Origin of the sequence: uncultured Marinobacter sp. (assembly GCF_913055835.1) — a bacterium.
Classification (GTDB): domain Bacteria; phylum Pseudomonadota; class Gammaproteobacteria; order Pseudomonadales; family Oleiphilaceae; genus Marinobacter.
In genome coordinates this window covers 60044-78334 of sequence record NZ_CAJXKQ010000019.1, presented here as the reverse complement: position 1 = coordinate 78334, position 18291 = coordinate 60044, and the positions used below count along the sequence as shown (strand labels likewise).

18 protein-coding genes are annotated in these 18291 nt (G+C 59.5%); 8 read left to right on the top strand and 10 right to left on the bottom strand.

Annotation, left to right across the window (positions count from 1 at the left end; genetic code table 11):
* Positions 1-1330, bottom strand: a 1330-nt coding sequence (locus tag QZ534_RS11785; RefSeq protein ID WP_296934673.1) for a bifunctional diguanylate cyclase/phosphodiesterase, incomplete at its 3' end; no start/stop codon positions are given.
* Positions 1331-1567: 237 nt separating this feature from the next.
* On the opposite strand from QZ534_RS11785, the gene QZ534_RS11780 reads away from it, so the two are divergent.
* The 5 genes from QZ534_RS11780 to QZ534_RS11760 all read left to right on the top strand — a co-directional run bounded on the left by QZ534_RS11780 (position 1568) and on the right by QZ534_RS11760 (position 7192).
* Positions 1568-3199 carry a PAS domain-containing methyl-accepting chemotaxis protein gene (locus QZ534_RS11780; RefSeq protein ID WP_296934672.1) on the top strand — a complete coding sequence of 544 codons (1632 nt, stop codon included), beginning with the start codon at positions 1568-1570 and terminating at the stop codon, positions 3197-3199.
* Positions 3200-3249: 50 nt separating this feature from the next.
* Positions 3250-3564, top strand: coding sequence for a DUF3301 domain-containing protein (locus QZ534_RS11775; protein ID WP_069182059.1), 315 nt, complete (start codon positions 3250-3252; stop codon positions 3562-3564).
* Positions 3565-3693: 129 nt separating this feature from the next.
* A complete protein-coding gene (locus QZ534_RS11770; RefSeq protein WP_296934671.1) occupies positions 3694-4620 on the top strand; it encodes an alpha/beta fold hydrolase in 927 nt (308 codons plus the stop codon).
* Between the two features lie 7 nt (positions 4621-4627).
* Positions 4628-5731, top strand: coding sequence for a lipase secretion chaperone (locus QZ534_RS11765; RefSeq protein WP_296934670.1), 1104 nt, complete (start codon positions 4628-4630; stop codon positions 5729-5731).
* A 78-nt stretch (positions 5732-5809) separates the two neighbouring features.
* Positions 5810-7192: a HAMP domain-containing sensor histidine kinase gene (locus QZ534_RS11760; protein WP_296934669.1), complete on the top strand. Its 1383-nt coding sequence runs from the start codon at positions 5810-5812 to the stop codon at positions 7190-7192.
* On the opposite strand, the gene QZ534_RS11755 is transcribed toward QZ534_RS11760, so the two are convergent.
* Entirely contained in the window at positions 7125-7784 is a 660-nt protein-coding gene (locus QZ534_RS11755; RefSeq protein WP_296934668.1) for a response regulator transcription factor, read from the bottom strand. The genes QZ534_RS11760 and QZ534_RS11755 overlap by 68 nt on opposite strands.
* Positions 7785-8012: 228 nt before the next feature.
* On the opposite strand from QZ534_RS11755, the gene QZ534_RS11750 reads away from it, so the two are divergent.
* From QZ534_RS11750 to QZ534_RS11740, 3 genes are all read left to right on the top strand, one after another.
* Positions 8013-9311: a substrate-binding domain-containing protein gene (locus QZ534_RS11750; protein WP_296934667.1), complete on the top strand. Its 1299-nt coding sequence runs from the start codon at positions 8013-8015 to the stop codon at positions 9309-9311.
* A gap of 110 nt (positions 9312-9421) precedes the next feature.
* Positions 9422-10717 (top strand): aminotransferase class I/II-fold pyridoxal phosphate-dependent enzyme, encoded by a 1296-nt coding sequence (locus QZ534_RS11745; RefSeq protein ID WP_296934666.1) that lies wholly within the window; start codon positions 9422-9424, stop codon positions 10715-10717.
* Between the two features lie 57 nt (positions 10718-10774).
* Entirely contained in the window at positions 10775-11599 is an 825-nt protein-coding gene (locus QZ534_RS11740; RefSeq protein ID WP_296934665.1) for an inositol monophosphatase family protein, read from the top strand.
* A 498-nt stretch (positions 11600-12097) separates the two neighbouring features.
* Here the strand turns inward: QZ534_RS11740 and slmA are convergent, their stop codons facing one another.
* The 8 genes from slmA to QZ534_RS11700 all read right to left on the bottom strand — a co-directional run bounded on the left by slmA (position 12098) and on the right by QZ534_RS11700 (position 18257).
* Entirely contained in the window at positions 12098-12685 is a 588-nt protein-coding gene (slmA, locus tag QZ534_RS11735; RefSeq protein ID WP_008173360.1) for a nucleoid occlusion factor SlmA, read from the bottom strand.
* Positions 12686-12775: 90 nt separating this feature from the next.
* Positions 12776-13585: a thiazole synthase gene (locus tag QZ534_RS11730; RefSeq protein WP_296934664.1), complete on the bottom strand. Its 810-nt coding sequence runs from the start codon at positions 13583-13585 to the stop codon at positions 12776-12778.
* Between the two features lie 72 nt (positions 13586-13657).
* Positions 13658-13858, bottom strand: a complete 201-nt coding sequence (thiS, locus tag QZ534_RS11725; protein WP_296934663.1) for a sulfur carrier protein ThiS — start codon at positions 13856-13858, stop codon at positions 13658-13660.
* A 25-nt stretch (positions 13859-13883) separates the two neighbouring features.
* Positions 13884-14210: a DUF423 domain-containing protein gene (locus tag QZ534_RS11720; RefSeq protein ID WP_296934676.1), complete on the bottom strand. Its 327-nt coding sequence runs from the start codon at positions 14208-14210 to the stop codon at positions 13884-13886.
* Between the two features lie 76 nt (positions 14211-14286).
* Entirely contained in the window at positions 14287-15087 is an 801-nt protein-coding gene (locus QZ534_RS11715) for a symmetrical bis(5'-nucleosyl)-tetraphosphatase (RefSeq protein WP_296934662.1), read from the bottom strand.
* Positions 15080-15910 (bottom strand): 16S rRNA (adenine(1518)-N(6)/adenine(1519)-N(6))-dimethyltransferase RsmA, encoded by an 831-nt coding sequence (gene rsmA / locus QZ534_RS11710; protein ID WP_296934661.1) that lies wholly within the window; start codon positions 15908-15910, stop codon positions 15080-15082. Before rsmA ends, QZ534_RS11715 begins: the two co-directional genes overlap by 8 nt.
* Positions 15907-16917, bottom strand: coding sequence for a 4-hydroxythreonine-4-phosphate dehydrogenase PdxA (pdxA, locus tag QZ534_RS11705; RefSeq protein WP_296934660.1), 1011 nt, complete (start codon positions 16915-16917; stop codon positions 15907-15909). Before pdxA ends, rsmA begins: the two co-directional genes overlap by 4 nt.
* Complete coding sequence (locus QZ534_RS11700) at positions 16917-18257, bottom strand: peptidylprolyl isomerase (RefSeq protein WP_296934659.1); 1341 nt, start codon at positions 18255-18257, stop codon at positions 16917-16919. Before QZ534_RS11700 ends, pdxA begins: the two co-directional genes overlap by 1 nt.
* Positions 18258-18291: the final 34 nt, after the last annotated feature.

Genomic DNA, 18291 nt, shown 5'->3' with positions numbered 1-18291 from the left:
TCAGGCATTGCCGGGACAGATTCATCAGATGGGTTTCGGTAATCTCGATTTCAGGCACCCAGCCCACACTGCGAATGCGTTCGAACAGTGGCTCCAGCAAGGCTTCCAATCGGGAATCGGTTATCTGGCGTGCCGATATATTGATGGCCAGACCGAGCCCTTCGGGCAACTGGCCTGCGCACTCTGGCAAGTCTGAAAGGACACAGCGAACCAGGTGCTCAGTCATTTCGTGAATATGGCCGCGCTGCTCGGCGATGGGGACAAAATCCGCGGGTGATACCGGGCCGAAATCCGGATGATTCCAGCGCAACAGTGCCTCCAGTCCGGCGACCGTGCCAGAACCAAGGTGATACTGCGGTTGATAGACCACGCTGAATTCGTCTGGAGCTGTCTTCAAAGAAGCTATCAATGCCTCGGACAGACGTTGCCTGTGCCGTCCGCGCTCATTGTCCACGGCGCTGTATATCCGGTAGCAGGCACGCCCAGCCATTTTTGCCGTATACATTGCCCGATCGGCATTCTGCAAAAGCTCGGCGCCGGTTCGGCCATTGTCCGGATATACCGCAGCGCCAACCGAGGCAGACAAAAAATACTCTCGCGCACCCACGATGATGGGCGCCTGGAAAATCTGCGTCATACGCTGACATACGCTTTCAAGGTCCTCATCATTCAGCAGTTCGATGATAACCGCGAACTCATCACCGGAAAGCCGCGCGACTACATCTCCCTTTCGCAGAACGCTCTGGATGCACTGGGAGGCCTGTTGCAGTACCTGATCACCGCATTCATGTCCGTGCAGGTCGTTAATCGACTTGAAAAAGTCGAGGTCGATGTACAGCACGGCGAAACATCCGCCGTCGCGCTCACTCTGGGCCACACGTGCTTTGAGGAATTCCTGGAACAGCGAACGGTTTGGCAGCTCCGTAAGCGGATCGTAATAAGCCAGTGAGGCCAGGCGCTCGTCGCCTGCGGTTATATCTCCGACATCGGTGAAGACCCCTGCAAAGAACTGTCGTCCCTCCCGCTGCACCGGATAGATCGTCAACCATTGGGGATAGGTCTCACCATTCTTGCGCCGGTTCCAGATCACCCCCTCCCAACGCCCGTAATCGCCCAGACTTTTCCACATAGCCTGATAGAACTCGGGCGAATGCAGCCCGGAGCTGAGCACCGAAGGCGCCTGACCAACCACTTCCTCTGCCTGGTAACCGGTCACCGAGCGGAACATCCGGTTCACGTAGGCAATTCTGGGTTCCGTTGTCGACAGCATGATTGCCCTTGGATGGTTATCCACCAGGGCCCTGAAATCTTGTTGTTGTAATGCCTGCATGCACTGCTCACTCCTTTCTGGCAGCTCCTGAACCTGGTCCGACCAGTTCCAGTCACCAGCATAAGCAGTATCTGTCGCCAACCTAGCCACATATTGCAAAAAAACGATTGCTACGACCAAAGCAGAAGAAAACGTGAAGAAACGTTCAATTATTGCAATAACCGGATATCGAACAGACAGAAGCCAGTCGATAGTTAGTCAACGTGACAAAAACCGATATCAAGGCAAGGAACCTTCATGCGAATCAACGAACCCGTCAGCCAAAAAGAACGGGGATACCCGGACCACTATCATCTGATCACCACCACCGACCTTCGCGGCAAGATCACCGCCGCCAACGAGGAGTTTGCCGAAGTGGCAGGCTATTCAATTGACGAACTGGTCGGCCAGCCCCACAACCTGATACGACATCCGGACATGCCGCCGGGCGCCTTCGAGAACCTCTGGCAAACCATCAAATCCGGCGAATCCTGGCGGGGTATGGTGAAAAACCGCTGCAAGAATGGTGATCATTACTGGGTGGACGCCTTTGTCACGCCAATACGCAAAGACGGCGAAATCATTGAATTCCAGTCGGTTCGCACCCGCCCCCGACCGGATCAGATCGCCCGGGCCGAGAAACTGTATGCAGCCTGGAACCGGGGCAAGGTGCCTCGCCGATATCTGGCGATCAGCCCACCGTTGTCACTGAAAATCGGCTGCCTCTATGGACTGCTCGCTTTCGCCCTTGCCTGGTTTGGCCTGTCCGAGCTGACGCTGCCTCACCTGCTGTTGTTGCAGGGGCTGGTGTTGTCGGTCTTCATTGTATTTTTCTGGCTGACGCTGCCGATGATGCGCAGCGCCAGAGCAGCCTGCTGCGAGGCCCATCCGGCCATGCCCTGGGTCTACACCGGCCGTCGGGACGAAGGCGCGTGGATCGAATTCGATCGGCAGAAACGGGACGCGGTACTCAGGGCGGTTTCCGCCCGCATGCATGCCAATGTCGGCAAGCTCCACGGCCGAAAACAGCGCACCGTCGAGTGGGTCGCCAACTCGGTGGACAGTATTCGCAGTCAACAGGATGATATCCAGGACATAACCCGGGCCTTTGAGGAACTGGCAGAGAGCGTTCGACGGGTCAGTGAGCTGACCGCCCGCACCCACGAGGCAACTGACGATGCCCGCCAGTCCGCCGGCCAGTGCCGCGGCCAGATGACATCCATGAACCAGTCATTGTCGGAGCTCGGGGAACAGCTCTCCGTCGCCAATGGACGCATGCAGACACTGTCTGAAAAGAGCGATGCTATCGGCATGGTTCTGGACGTTATCTCGGACATTGCCGAGCAGACCAACCTGCTGGCCCTGAATGCCGCCATTGAGGCCGCCCGGGCAGGCGAGTCAGGCCGAGGCTTCGCCGTCGTTGCCGATGAGGTGCGGGGTCTGGCCCAAAGGACCCACGAATCCACCCGCAAGATCGAAGAGATGATTGGTGCCCTGCAGACCGAGACCCGGGAAGTGGTTGAGGTGATCAACAACGGCACCCACTGCTGCCAGCAGACGGCTGACATCGCCAATGAAGCCAGTGAAACCCTGGAGGCGACACTCAAAGATGTCGATGTCATTACCTCGTGCACCCACGAAGTGGCTGGTGCCACCGAACAACAGGCCGCGCTGAGTGTTCAGGTGGAACGGCAGGCAGCACGGCTTCTTGAGCTCGGTAACCGGTCGGTCCAGAGCAGCGAAAACGCCCGGGAAGAGTCAGAACACCTGGGCAATAACGTGGACCAGGCCCAACTGCTGACCAGTCATTTTCTGCAGATGCTGGTTGACCGACTGTTACCGGCACCCGTATCGGAGAGCGGTAAGCGATTCCCCGAGCCGACACAATGAGGTAGGCTGGCGATCATCCCTCTCAGTAACCTTGGAAGATCGCTGCAACCGTGACTCTTGGAACCCTGTTCTGGCTGTTCGTGGCCGGATTCGCTGTCTGGTACTGGTGGCGCGCCAAAGCCATCAAGGATTTCGTGCTGCAGGCGGCGCACCGCTACTGCAAAAGCATGGACGTGATGCTGCTGGATGACGCGGTATTCCTGCGCGGTCTCTGGTTCAAGCGCGACGACCAGGGAAAGATCCGCGTGTGGCGCCGTTTCCTGTTCGATTTCACGTCGACCGGCGAAGAACGTTACACCGGTCGGATCATCATGCTGGGCCAGCGCATCCAGCATATGGAGCTGGAACCGCACCGGTTTTCCTGAATACGCAGCCTCCCTGTCCTCACCCATTTGGGCGATTCCTGATCGTTCTTTACACACCAATAATCGACAACGCATCGACGACCGTCGGCTGCCTGATGCAGCCGTCAACAAAAACAACAGGAGTCACACATGCGTATTCGATTTACCACAGCAGTTCTGCTGGGGCTGGCCTTGCTGTCCGCCTCGTTCTCAAGCTTCGCCAGCTATACCCAGACCCGCCATCCGATTGTCCTGGTTCATGGTGTCACCGGGTTCAACACCATTGGCGGTCTTGTAAACTACTTCCACACCATCCCCTGGAATCTTGAGCGCAGTGGCGCACGGGTCTATTCCGCCAGCGTTTCCTTCGTCAACAGCAGTGAGCAGCGAGGCCAGCAACTGGCGAACTACGTCAATAGCCTCGGCCATTCCAAAGTCAACCTGATGGCCCACAGCCAGGGCGCGCCTACTTCCCGGGTGACTGCCGCATTGATCCCCCATCGGATCGCCTCAATCACCTCCATCGACGGTGTTAACAAGGGCTCCAAAGTGGCCGATGTGGTGCGGGGAATCCTCCCACCGGGCAGCTACGTGGAGGGCGGCGCCAATGCCATCGCCAACGCCCTGGGTGACCTGGTCAATGCGTTGTCCGGCGCGGACAACCCGCAGAACGGCCTGGCAGCCCTGGAGACCCTCACCACTCCCGGCACAACCAGCCTCAACGACGCCCTTGGCTGGAAGGGGGTGAACCGGAATAGTTGCGCCGGCACCAGCGAAGATGTCTGGATCAACGGCAACCGCATCAAGTTCTTCTCCTGGACCGGACGGGGTGTATGGACCAACGTTTTCGACATTACCGACCCCTTCCTGGGCGTGACCGCCCTGGCTTTCGGTAGCGAGCCCAACGACGGTCTTGTGGGCGTCTGCTCCACCATGATGGGCCGGGTGATCGGCACCCACTACGACATGAACCATGTGGATGCCATCAACCACCTACTTGGTGCCCGCTCCCTGTGGACCAACCCGGTCACCCTGTACCGCACCCAGGCCAACCGGCTTAAAAACCGCGGTCTGTGAGGTAACCATGAAACCGACATCCATCGAAGCCCGTCGATGGCTGTTTCCCGGTGCCCTGTCGGCCATTCTGGCCGGCAGTGGTCTCTGGTACGGCCTTACCGATACAGCCCCGACAGAAGCCAGCAGGGCGGCGTCAAAGCCAACGCAATCCGTCAATCTGGATGGCTCAACAAGGTCTTCGCAGAAGTCCGGCGGGCAACTGGTCATAGAAAACGTCAGTCAGGCGTCTGAACCTGCCACGACGCCCGATTCACTCGGACCACAACCCTTTGCCGCCTCACTGTCCGGTACGGACATCGACGGTGCGCTGACCGCCGATAACAACGGTGAGCTTGTCATCAACCTCCGGGTCCGCGACTTCTTTGATTACTTCCTGAGCACAGTCGGCGAAGTCGCTCCGGAGACAGCCATCCAACAGATCGAGGCAATGGCCCGTACCCACTTGCCAGAGCCAGCCTCTTCCCAGGCACTGGCTTTGCTGGACGAATACCTTGCCTATAAGCAGGCATCCCTTCAGGTGATGCAAGCGCGCCTCGATCCTGCCCGGGCAGGCGAGCCGGCCTATCAGCTGGCTGCGCTGGGCGACGCCCTGGCACAACTGAAACAACTGCGATCTGCCACGTTCAGCTCCGAGGCGCACCAGGCCTTCTTCGGGCTCGAAGAGGCCTACAGCGAATACACCCTGGCGACCCTTGCCATTCAGCAACGCGCGGATCTCAGTGAACAGGGCAAACAGGCGCTCGTCCAATGGCACCGCAACCAGTTGCCGGAGCAACTGAGAACGACCGAACAACACCTGCATGCCAGCAGCCAACAGCAACAGGCCCGAACCGCTGCCATCGAATCGGCCTCGTCGCCCGAGGAAGCCGGACGGCAGCTGGCAGAGCTGGGTGTGAACCAGGACGGCGTCGAGAGCGTCGTGAATTACCTGAAACAGCGGGAGCATTTTGACCAGCGTTTCCAGGACTTCCGGGAAGCGATGGACCAGGCAGACTCATCAGGATTGGCAGAGGCCGATCTGGAGAAGCAGCGTCAGGCGTTGCTGGAGCGACATTTCCCGCAGCAGCAGGACAGGACCTGGGCAAGGCTGAAAATGCTGGGCAGCGGCTGACCAGAATGTGCTCGGGTTCCCGAAGGCTTGGGCCGTGCCAGATACAATCCAGATACCTACGCGATACTGGACACGGCCATGACGACCGAACAGATCGAACAGCAGCAGGCCGCAGGGTTCCGCAACCTGCGTTTCACGCCAGACCTCGAAGAGGCCTACCGGCAATCAAGGGCCGGCCTGATCCGGCAGCGGGCCCGGCCAGTCTCGATCGCCGGGCTGATCCTTTTTCTGATCTACGCCGTGATGGATGCGCTAACCCTCCCGCCGGAGCTGGCAAAGACCACGGTATCCATACGGCTCGCCATCACCTGCCCGGTGATCGCCGCAGTTGTCTGGCTCGCCTACCGTCAGGCTCCCTCCGACAGGAACTTCGAGCGCATCTACACCCTGGCCTATCTGGTGGGTGGGCTGAGCGTGGTGGCAATCATCGCTGCCGCTCGGCAGGTTGGGTACCCATTGCCCTACGAGGGCATGATCCTGATGCTCATGTTCGGATACTTTGCCATGGGGCTGCCGTTTTTCAGCGCGTCCCTGGTGTCACTGGCACTGGTAATCAGCTACCTGATGATTGAGCTTCAGAGCGGCATGTCCGGCTCGGCCCTCGCCACCAATCTGTTCTTTCTGACCACGGCCAACATCATTGGCATGGTGGGCGCCTGGACCAGCGAGTACCGTCACCGTGCACACTTCCTGGATCGTCAACTACTGGATCGACTGCATCAGGCAGCCCGGGATGAAAGCCGACGAAAAACCGAACTGATCACCGCCGCCAGCCATGACCTTCGCCAGCCCCTGAACGTGATCGACATTACGCTGGAGAACCTTTCGCCTGGCCAGGACGGCTCCACAACCCGGCAGTTGAAGGATATGGTCCGACACCTTCGCCGCCTTCTCGGCACCGTCTTTGACAGCGCCAGACTGAATGAAGGCATGGTGCAGGCTGATATCCGGCCCACCCCACTGGCGCCGATTTTCCGGGACCTGAGGGATCTGATGGCTGATTCATCGGGCAACAGTGAGGTGACCGTGAAAATTGACTACAGCGCTGACGACTTCGCGGTCATGGCCGATCCATCCCTACTGTCCCGGGTGCTCCAGAATCTGCTGTTCAATGCACTGCAACACAGCGGAGGCAATGGAATTAACCTGTCCGCACGCCACGTGGATACGCATGTTCTGCTGGAGGTGTCGGATAACGGAACCGGCGTGCCCCCCGAGCTGAACGATTCCCTGTTCTCACCCTACGTCAGGGGCCTGGGCCAGACAGATTACCCCGGCCTGGGCCTGGGCCTGACCATCGTAAAGGAATTCGTTGGGCTGATGGGGGGAACCTGTGGCGTCGAAACAGAGCCGGGACGGGGGTCGATGTTTTGGGTGCGGCTACCGGCGGCCCTCACAGCCACCCCCGTGCACGAGCCAGATTCACACACTCCGTCCGGTTGTGAACACCAAGCTGGGTAAAGATGGCCTTGAGATGGGTTTTCACCGTGTGTTCGGTCAGATTCAGACTCTGGCAGATGCGCTTGTTGGGAAAGCCCTGAGCCAGTAGCAGCAGGACATCCATTTGCCGCGGTGTTAACGCCAGATCCCGAGCCACCGGTTGAACATCGCCCGGGAAGTACCCTTCACCACGGGTCACAGACCGAACCATACTCACCAGAGCCGACCTTCCGGCGGATTTCGCCAGAAAACCACTGGCACCGGCTGCCCTTGCTGCCCGCACCGTCGCCTCATCTTCACTACTTGAAATGATCACCACCGGAGGTGGGTCCCGGTGAACTGCCAGCCTCGGTAACAAGGCCAGCCCCGTTTCGCCCTGGAGTGCAATATCAAGCAGGATAAGCTGAAAATCATCCTGGCGGGCCAGGAGACTTGAGGCAACCTCGACGGTACTCGTGGTGATAACCTCTCTGGCAAGCTCCTCCTGCCGGATAAGTCCCGCCAACCCCTGGGAGAAGAGCGCGTGATCGTCAACCAGCAACACCTTTTTCAGGGGAAGCGACTGAGTGGGACAAACAACAGCCTGCCCCGTTTCTGATGTGATGGCATCCATGAATGTGCCTCTGCCCGCAGTGTTTATTTTTGTTACGGCGGATGCATCACTATAGGCGAGCCCGGCCTTGTTCTCCGCGGACTGCTTAACACTTTTTTACAGACTCCTCCCAGGACCCGCATGGCGCGCGGTCGATGAAACACAGTTGTCATATTTCTGAAGCATCCTTCTCGGTTCCCAACCACCTGTCTGGTAAAGGTTTTTATCAAGATGCCGCGATTCACACGGATGACTTCAAAACTCACGGGGCTGCTGCTACCAACGATTATGGCGTTCCAGGCCCAGGCCTATGATCTGGAAATTCACGGCTCCAACACCATTGGCGCGACCCTGGCGCCCATGCTGGTTACCGGCTACCTGGAAGAGCACGGCGGCGGGCAGGTTACGTCCAGGGGCACGGGCGTGGAAAACGAAAAGATTCTGCGAGCACCGGTGAACAACAGGACGGCCGAAGTGCTGGTGGCAGCCCACGGATCAAGCACCGGCTTTAAGGCGCTGGCCGCCGGCAAAGCGGACATCTGGGCCTCTTCCCGCCCGGTAAAACCGCAGGAAGCGGAACAGTTTCGCGCCCGGGCGGACCTCACTGCGCCAGAGAGCGAGCACGTCATTGCCATCGATGGACTGGCGATTCTGGTTCATCCGTCCAATCCCGTCAGCACAATGAGTATCGAGACCCTGGGCCGGGTATTCTCCGGCCAGATCCGGAACTGGTCAGAGCTGGGTGGCCCGGAGCGCCCGATTCACCTCTACGCCAGGGATGACCGTTCCGGGACCTGGGACACCTTCAAATCCCTGGTACTGGGGAAAGCGTTCGAACTGGACAACAACGCCAGGCGCTACGAATCCAACGACCAGCTATCCGATGACGTCAGTCGGGATCCCTCCGGCATCGGCTTCTCCGGCCTGGCTTCGGTTCGAGACAGCAAACTGCTGGCCATCTCGGAAGGCAACGCCTCTGCCTTGCGCCCCAACCAGCTCACCGTCGCCAGCGAGGACTACCCGCTGTCACGTCGATTGTACATGTACACGCCGGGAAGTGATGTCCCACCGCATTCCGCCGGCCTGATCGGATTCGCCCTCGGCCAGCAGGGGCAGGCACTGGTGGCCGAATCCGGGTTCATTTCACAGAACCCCATCGCGGTGAAGCCGGAGTTCGACGACTCGACACCCGAAAGCTTTCGCCGACTGACCGGTAACTACCACCGCCTGACGGTCAATTTCCGCTTCTCCGAAGGCCGAACCAAGCTCGATAACAAGGCGCGCCGCGACCTGCTGCGGATTCAGCAGTACCTGCTCCAGAACGGCCGATCCTCTGACGACCTGTTATTGATCGGGTTCGCCGACACCCAGAGCCACGAGCTTCGAGCCCAGATGATCTCCGAGCTTCGCGCGCTGTCGGTCCGCAAGGCTTTACAGGAAGTGAACGTGCCGGAGGTTGCCTACACCGGGTATGGCCAGTACATGCCGGTGGGCGGCAGCGGCAGCCCGCGCAATGGCCGTGTTGAAGTCTGGATCAAATCCCGCTAGCGACCAAAGTCTGACGCCAAACTGCGGCAATCACCTATCCGCCACGAGATCACAGATATGTTTGGGTTTTCTATACTGACGGGGTCACTTCCAACCAACAGACAGGGACAATGGACATACAAAACGACCACCGTTACGCGATCAACCTGAACGTCAGGGGCATTCAGCCCTCGGCCACCCTTCGCATCAACGAGCTGAGCAATCAGCTCAAATCCGAGGGTAAGGACATTATCAAACTCGGGCTGGGGCAATCCCCGTTCCCGGTTCCCGATCGCGTGGTGGAGGCGCTGAAAGAGCACGCCCACGAAAAGGACTATCTGCCGGTCAAGGGCCTCAAGGGCCTGCGCGAAGCCATTGCCGGCTATATCAACCGCAGCGAGCGCATGCATTGTACCTGGGAGGATGTTCTGATCGGCCCGGGTTCGAAGGAACTGCTGTTCATGTTGCAGCTGGCGTACTACGGCGATCTCCTGATCCCGCGCCCGAGCTGGGTTTCCTATGCCCCGCAGGCCCGGATAATTGGCCGTTCCGTGCACTGGCTGCCGACCCATGCCGAAAACAACTGGCAGCTCACCGCTGAGGAGCTGGATATCATCTGTCGCGATGACCCCTCGCGGCCCCGGATTCTTATCCTGAACTATCCGTCCAACCCGACTGGCTGTACCTACACCGACGACCAGTTGCTGGCCATCGCCAACGTGGCCCGCAAGTACAAGCTGATCCTTCTGTCGGACGAAATCTACGGTGAAGTGCATTTTGAAGGCAAACACAAATCCATCGCCCGTTATTACCCGGAAGGCACCATCATCAGCACCGGTCTGAGCAAGTGGGCGGGTGCCGGTGGCTGGCGCCTGGGCACATTCATCTTCCCCAAGGAGCTCCGGCCACTGCAGGACGCCATGGCGATCATCGCCAGCGAAACCTACACCGCCACCAGCGCCCCCATCCAGCATGCGGCCATCGCTGCATTCAACGGGGGTGACGACATGGAGGAGTACCTGAAGCAATCCCGCCGTGTGTTGAAGGTTGTGGGCGAGTACATGCATCGCCGCCTGACCGAGATGGGCGCCGTGGTCCAGAAACCGGAAGGTGCGTTCTACCTGTTCCCCGACTTCTCCGGGTTCCGGGAGCAACTGGCCAGGAAAGACATCAAGACCAGCCAGGCCTTCTGCCAGGCGCTGCTGGAAAACACCGGCGTCGCCATCCTGCCCGCCAGCGACTTCGGCTTCGTGCCGGATCACCTGGCCGCCCGCCTGGCCTTTGTCGACTTCGACGGCGCCGAATCGCTGCATCTGGCCGGCGGTGACTATGCCGACCAGGAACTGGGCGACGAGTTCGTCAAACAGGCATGTCCTCGGCTGGTCACCGCCATGGACAAGATGGAGCAGTGGCTGAACAGCCTCTGATTCTGCCGTGTTAGACTGGCGCCCTCACTCTCTTACGGGATACCAAACGGGGGCGCCATGTCTGATTCTGTTTCTCTGCTCGAGATTACCGACTTTGCCGAAAACCTGGCCCGGGAAGCCGGCGAACTGATTCGCCGCGAGCGGGACAGCAACGCCCTGCGCACCGACTACAAGCACCAGACCGAACTGGTCACTCATGCGGATGTGATGGCCGACGAATTCATCACCGGAGCCATCCGCAAACGCTTTCCCGATCATCGAATCCTCTCTGAAGAGACCATGCCCGACCTCAGCCAGGCCGAAGAGCTGGACACCCCCCTCTGGATCGTGGACCCCATCGACGGCACCGTGAACTATGCCTATGGCCATCCCCAGGTGGCAGTGTCCATAGCCTATGCCGAAAAAGGCCGCGTCCAGGCGGGCGTGGTGCATGCGCCCTTCCCCGGAGAAACCTTTCGGGCAACCCGCTCAGAAGGTGCGACGCTGAATGGTCGTCCCATCCGGCACAGTGGCGCCACGGTTCCCCGTGACTCCCTGTTCGCCACCGGTTTCCCCTACACCAAAGACAGCCTTGAACCGTTGGTCAAACGCCTGGACGCCATGATCCACCAGTGCCGCGACCTGCGCCGCATCGGTTCCGCGGCCCTGGATATCTGCTGGGTGGCCTGCGGCCGACTGGATATCTACTATGAAAACGTCAGCCCCTGGGACTTCGCCGCCGCCCGCCTGATCGCCCTGGAGGCTGGAGCTACAGCGGGGCATTTTAGTGAAGTGCCTGAGGGCTATCCTGCGGACCTGTGGGGCCGGGATATTCTGATTTCGGCACCGGCTGTCTGGGAGCCTGTTCGGTCAATTTTGCGGTCGGCCTCTGGACACGACTGATTGCGTTAGTGCTTGCCTTCAGAGTGTGTTCCCTAGCCTGAAACCTTTGGGGCAGGCACGGAATGGGAACCTTCTTCCCGGAACCGCTACGAGCACATCCATGTGCGCTTGGCGCCGGCCATCCATGGCCGTCGACATTCCGGGAAGAAGGTTCCCATCCCGTGCCGGCGGCGCTGTGGCGATAACGCGAAAACTGAAAAGAAAGCTTAGTAGGTCGGATTAGACGAAGTCGTAATCCGACTTAGTGAAAGCATCCCCAAAGTGTCGTGTTGGATTACGGCTTCGCCTAATCCAACCTACAGGCTATTTTGATAACACGAGAGATATCTCAAAGCTTGGAGAGGCGTTGTCGGGCGGGGCTTTTACGGAATGTCGGCGGCCAAGGATGGCCGACGCCAAGCGCACATGGATGTGCTCGTAGCGGTTCCGGAAAAGCCCCGCCCGACAGCGCCCAACTCCCAAGGAATCAGGCTACGGAAAAGCGACCAACGCCGAAATTCAGCCCCAAACACCCTCAGCAACCAGCCCCCAACTCTCGTCGAAGTCGGTCGAGGGCAACCGCGAGAACGAAGACCGGATAAACCGCTGGATCCGGCCTTCAACGAACACCAGTACAAAATCCGCACCGCGGGCAGACGTGGTTCTGGGTCGTAAACCCTGGCGGATTTCGCCTTCCTTGAGGGTCTGGCGCACCTGGGTTTCCAGTCGTTCGAAGAACTGGGAGGCACGTTTGCGCAGGGTGTCGTTCTCGCCCATCAGGGCATCGCCGGTCAGCACACAGCACAGGCCCGGGTTGCGCTCCGCGAACACCAGCACCAGGTGCACCAGTTGCTGGAGGCGAACCCGCACATCCTCCTGCTCCTGCAGGATCACCTGACAGCGGGAAAACACGGCCTCTTCGGCAAACTCGATAAGCGCCTCGAACATCTTCCGCTTGCTGGGAAAGTGTCGGTACAGGGCCGCCTCGGTAACGCCAACAGATTTGGCAAGGCCGGCGGTGGTGATTCGGGCTCCCGGATCCGTCTCCAGGAGTTCCACAAGGGCATGAAGAATCGCCTCGCGGCGACTGGGTTTCTGATCAGTCATGGCAGGACAGCAGCGCTCTGATTTATCGTTGTCGGGGCCGGTCGTTCAATGCCGGCCCTCGGTTATCATTAGTCAGGATTGTGCCCGAGATCAGAAGAAGGTGCCATCAATGGGCGAGGATGCACTGGCATAGAGTTTTTTGGGCATCCGGCCTGCCAGGTAGGCTTCCCGGCCTGCCTCGATGGCGAGGCGCATGGCATTGGCCATCTTGATCGGGTCTTTGGCCTGGGCAATGGCGGTATTCATCAATACGCCGTCGCAACCCAGCTCCATGGCGATGGTGGCGTCTGATGCAGTGCCGACGCCGGCGTCGACCAGTACGGGTACCTTGGCGTTTTCCACGATCAACCGGATGTTGTACCGGTTCTGGATACCCAGCCCGGAACCGATTGGCGCACCGAGCGGCATGATGGCGACACAGCCCATGTCTTCCAGGCGCTTGGCCAGAAGCGGGTCATCCGAGCAGTAGACCATCACCTTGAAGCCATCCTTGATCAATTCCTCGGCGGCCACCAGCGTTTCAGTCATGTTCGGATAAAGGGTTTTCTCCTCACCCAACACTTCAAGCTTCACCAGATCATGACCATCCAGGAGCTCCCGAGCCAATTTGCAGGTGCGCACGGCATCCTTGGCGGTGTAACAACCGGCGGTATTGGGCAAAATGGTATAACTGTCCGGGGAAATCACATCCAGCAGGTTGGGCTCATCGGGATTCTGGCCGAGATTGGTACGGCGAACCGCAACGGTGACAATCTCGGCACCGCTGGACTCGATGGCATGACCGGTTTCCATCATGTCACGGTATTTGCCGGTGCCAACGAGCAGACGAGACTGGTAAACCCGCCCGGCAATTTCTAGCGGTCTGTCTTCTGGAAGCTGGATTTCGGATGTCTCTGTCATAAAGTTCCTGAATAATTTGAATACGGGAGGATGGAAACCGCTGTGGTTGATGGGTCGGGTGGACCGGCCAGTTTAACCGCCGCCAATCGCGTGAACGACTTCTACACGGTCGCCATCGCTCAGGGTAAATTCCGGATGCTGGCTACGGGGCACAATGTCTTCGTTCACCTCGACCGCCAGTCGCTTGCCCGCGAGAGCCATCTTTTCAATCAGCGTGGCAATGGTGGCGCCATTCGGCAGCTCCATCGCATCGCCATTTACCTGTACCTGCATCGTGACTCTTGAACCTCTGCATTCATCATTTGTTCCGGCGGAGACCGGCGGTTATTAACAGCGCCCAGCCCACCATGAAGCACGCCCCGCCAAGGGGTGTGATCGGGCCGATCCAGCGGATATCTGTCAGCACCAGCAGGTAAAGACTGCCACTGAATAACAGGATACCGGCCAGAAAAAATCCCGCCGACCAGCCCAGTAACTTTCTGGGAAGCCCCAGCCCGGCAAGCAGCGCCAACAGAACCAGCGCTATGGAATGGTACATTTGATATGTGACGGCAGTCTGGAAAACTTCAAGCCCTCGCTCACTGACCAGATTGCGCAGGCCGTGTGCGCCAAAGGCACCAGCCATCACGGCCAGGAGCGCCAGAAAGGCACCCGCCACCAGGGGAACTCCGAGGACTCGGCCTGCCGTGTGTTGTACGGGCTCAGCAGTCACAGTGGATCTTTTCTCCCGTATCCAGATTCATCATGGTCAGGGCTCCCCCCCAGACACACCCGGTATCCAGGCCGATAAACCGGTCGCTGCCGGTTTTTCCTTCCAGCGCTGCCCAGTGGCCAAACACCACACGGACATCGTCATTGCGAGGGAAACGAAACCACGGTTCAAAACCTTCCGGGGCACTGTCAACGGTTTCCTTGGCCGCCAGCTCCAGGGTGCCGTCCTCGGCAATAAAGCGCATGCGGGTAAAATAGTTGGTAATAACCCGCCAGCGCTCCATCCCCTGCAGGGTTCCATCCCAGCGTTCAGGCTGGTTGCCGTACATGTGGGTGAAGTATTCCTCGGCAGCATCGCTCCGGATGACAGCTTCCACCTCCCGGGCGCAGGCCATGGCCTGGCTGACCGTCCAGATGTGGGGCAGGCCGGCGTGGGTCATCACCAGATTCCGGACCGGATCGTGAATGCAGAGATTCTGCTGTCGGAGCCAGTTCACCAGCCGGTCGTGATCGGGAGCGTCAAGGATATCGGAAAGGGTGTCCTTGCGTCGCGGCTCATGCCCGCCCAACGACACCGCCAGCAAGTGCAGGTCATGATTGCCGAGAACCACCACTGCGGAATCGCCCAAGCTCTCGATATACCTCAGGGTTGCCAGCGAGGACGGGCCACGATTGATCAGGTCGCCGGCCACCCACAAACGATCACGGGAAGGGGAGAAATCCACTTTATCCAGGACATCTCTCAAACGTTCGTAACAGCCCTGAATATCGCCAATGGCGTAGTCAGTCATCACTTACCTCGTTTGCCAGGTTAACTGCGCCTTTTTCCTCAAAAAGCAGATCTGCAATGGCGACGTAGTCAGCCAAGCCCAGGTTCTCCGGTCGCAGGCCATCATTGATGCCCAGGCTCTGGAGTTGTTCAGCCGTGACCAGACCGCCCAGTGCCTTGCGCAGGGTTTTGCGGCGCGCGTTAAACGCCGTGCGAACCACAGCCTGGAGCGTCGCCAGATCCTTCGCGGGATGTGGCAGTGTCGCGTGGGGGACCAGCCGGACAATGGCGGAATCCACTTTCGGCGCCGGGCGGAAAGCGCCGGGACCCACTTCAAACAGCGGCTGCACCTTGCAGAAATACTGGGTCATGATGCCAAGGCGACCGTAATTGTTGTCACCGGGCACTGCAGCCATCCGCTGAACCACTTCTTTCTGCAGCATGAAGTGCATGTCCTGCACGACACCGGCCTGGGACAGAAGGTGGAAGATCAGGGGCGTGGATATATTGTATGGGAGGTTGCCGATAATCCGCAGGGGACGGTCCACCATGAGCTGGCTGAAATCAAACTTCAGCGCGTCCGCCTCGTGGATCCGGAACTCGGGGTAGTTGAAAAACTTGGTGCGCAGCACCGGAATCAGGTCGCGATCCAGCTCCACCACCTGAAGCTTCGGGTTTACCGCCAGTATCTCCTCGGTCAGCGCGCCGAGGCCGGGGCCAATTTCCACAATGGCGTCATCGGGTTTCGGGTTAATGGCCCGGATGATCTGCTCGATGACCCCCGGATCATGGAGGAAATTCTGGCCAAACCGCTTTCTGGCCTGATGGCCGGCTTTGTTGCTCACGAACGGGTCTCTTCAGTTGCGGATTTGCGACAGCGAGCCATTTGCTCGCCCACCTTCAGGGCCGTATGCAGACTGCCGGCATCAGCCCTGCCGGTGCCAGCCAGATCCAGGGCGGTACCATGGTCCACGGAGGTCCGGACAATGGGTAGCCCCAGGGTAATGTTCACGGCACGGCCGAAGCCCTGAAACTTCAGTACCGGCAACCCCTGGTCGTGGTACATGGCCAGAACCGCATCGGCCTGGTCAAGCCAGTGTGGTGTAAACAGGGTATCGGCGGGCAGGGGGCCGGTCAGTGAAATGCCCTCGGCACGGAGGCTCTCGAGGGTTGGCTCGATGATGTCGATTTCCTCCCGCCCGAGGTGGCCGCCTTCCCCGGCGTGGGGGTTCAGGCCTGCCACCAGAATTCTGGGCCGGTCAATCCCGAAGAACTTTTTCAGATCGGCATCAAGAATTCGCGTTACCTGATTCAGGCGCTCCGGGGTAATAGCGGCGGAAACGTCCCTGAGCGGCAAGTGGGTGGTTACCAGCGCAACCCGCAGCTCCTCGGTAGCCAGCATCATGACCACACGCTCAACCTCGCACAGTTCCTGCAGGAACTCGGTATGGCCACTGAACGAAATGCCGGCGTCGTTGATAACGCCCTTGTGGACCGGAGCCGTCACCATGCCGTCAAAATCGCCGCTGAGGCACCCGTTAGCGGCGACTTCCAGTGTTCTCAGGACATAAGCACTGCTGCCAATATCCAGCGTTCCGGGCTGGTGATTGGCGCAACCGTCCACGTGCAGCACCGACAGCAGGCCTGCTTCCATCTCCGGGGCCTCTCCGGGCTGCCAGGGACGAAGCTCAACGTTCAGATTCAGCTGCTTCGCCCGGGCCTCCAGCAGCGGCCTGCTGGCAACCACCACCACACCGCAGGTCCGGGCCTCCAGCGCCAGCTGCAGGCACAGCTCCGGACCAATGCCGGCGGGTTCGCCGGCGGTGAGTGCCAGAACCACCGGATTACTCATCAGGAGACCGGCTCTTCTTCGGCGGGCGCGTCCTTGGCGTACTCGCCCTTGAACTCGATGAAGGCCTCATCGCGGATCTCCTGCAGCCAGTTCTGCAACTCGGTCTCGAACTTGCGGCGGTAGATGGCCTGGCGGGCCTCGGCGTCGCGCACATCCCCGCTGATGTCTTTCTGGCGGCGCTCCTGCACCTGCAGGATGTGCCAGCCAAACTGGGAGCGGAACGGCCCTTGCAACTCGCCAATGTCGGCATCCAGCATTGCCTGTTCAAACGCCGGCACCATCTGACCGGGGCTTACCCACCCCAGATTCCCACCATCTGAACCCGACACCGGATCGTCAGAATACTCCCTGGCCAGGGCACTGAAACTGGCTCCGTCCTGGAGCTGCTGATACAGGTCGCGGATCATGGTCTCGGCCTGGCTGTCGGTGGTTGCCTCGGAAGGCCGCACCAGGATGTGACGGACCCGATGCTGCTGGATCACCTGCTGCTGTTCGCCCCCCCGTTTGTCCATCACCATCACCAGATGGAAGCCGCTGTTGTTTTCCAGCACTTCCGACGGTTCACCCACCGGCAACTCCGGCACGACCGGGGCAACCAGAGATGGTAACTGGCCTTCGTCACGCCAGCCCATATCCCCACCTTCCAGGGCGTTGCTGGCATCAGACTCGGCAACGGCCACCTCGCGGAAATCACGGCCACTGACAATCTCATTGCGAAGACGCTCGGCTTTTTCCCGGGCCGCATCCACTTCTGCTTCGTCTGACGGATCATCAACGCTGACAAAAATATACGCCAGCCGGTACTGGGCGTTATTGCCACCACGGGCTTCCAGGCTTTCAAGGTAGTTTTCCACTTCCCGATCGGTTACCCGAACCCGGTTGCCAACCTGGCGCTGCTGGACCCGGCTGGTGAGCATCTCCCTGCGGATCTGCTCGCGGGCCTGGTTGTAGGTCACGCCCTCGGCAGCCAGCTGGTTTTCAAACTGCGCCAGGGTCATGCCATTGCGCTCGGCAATGTTGGCCATGGTTTCGTTCAGTTCGTTATCGCTGATGCGCATGCCAGCACGGTCTGCCATCTGCATCTGGATCGACTCGGTAATCAACTGGTCAAGCACCCGTTCTTCCAGCACCTGCCGCGGCGGCAACGCCGTGCCCTGGGCACTGAGTCGACTGGTAATGGTACTGATTCGCGCCTCCAGCTCGGTCTGCAGGATGACATCCTCGTCGACAATGGCCACCACCTGATCCAGCAACTTGCGCTCGGCCTGAACAGACAGCGGGGCCAGAACGGCAAGAAGAATCAGTAACGCTTGAACACCATGGCGAAGGGTCGCCTTCATAATCACCTCTGCAAATAGAATTTGAGCTTTTCTG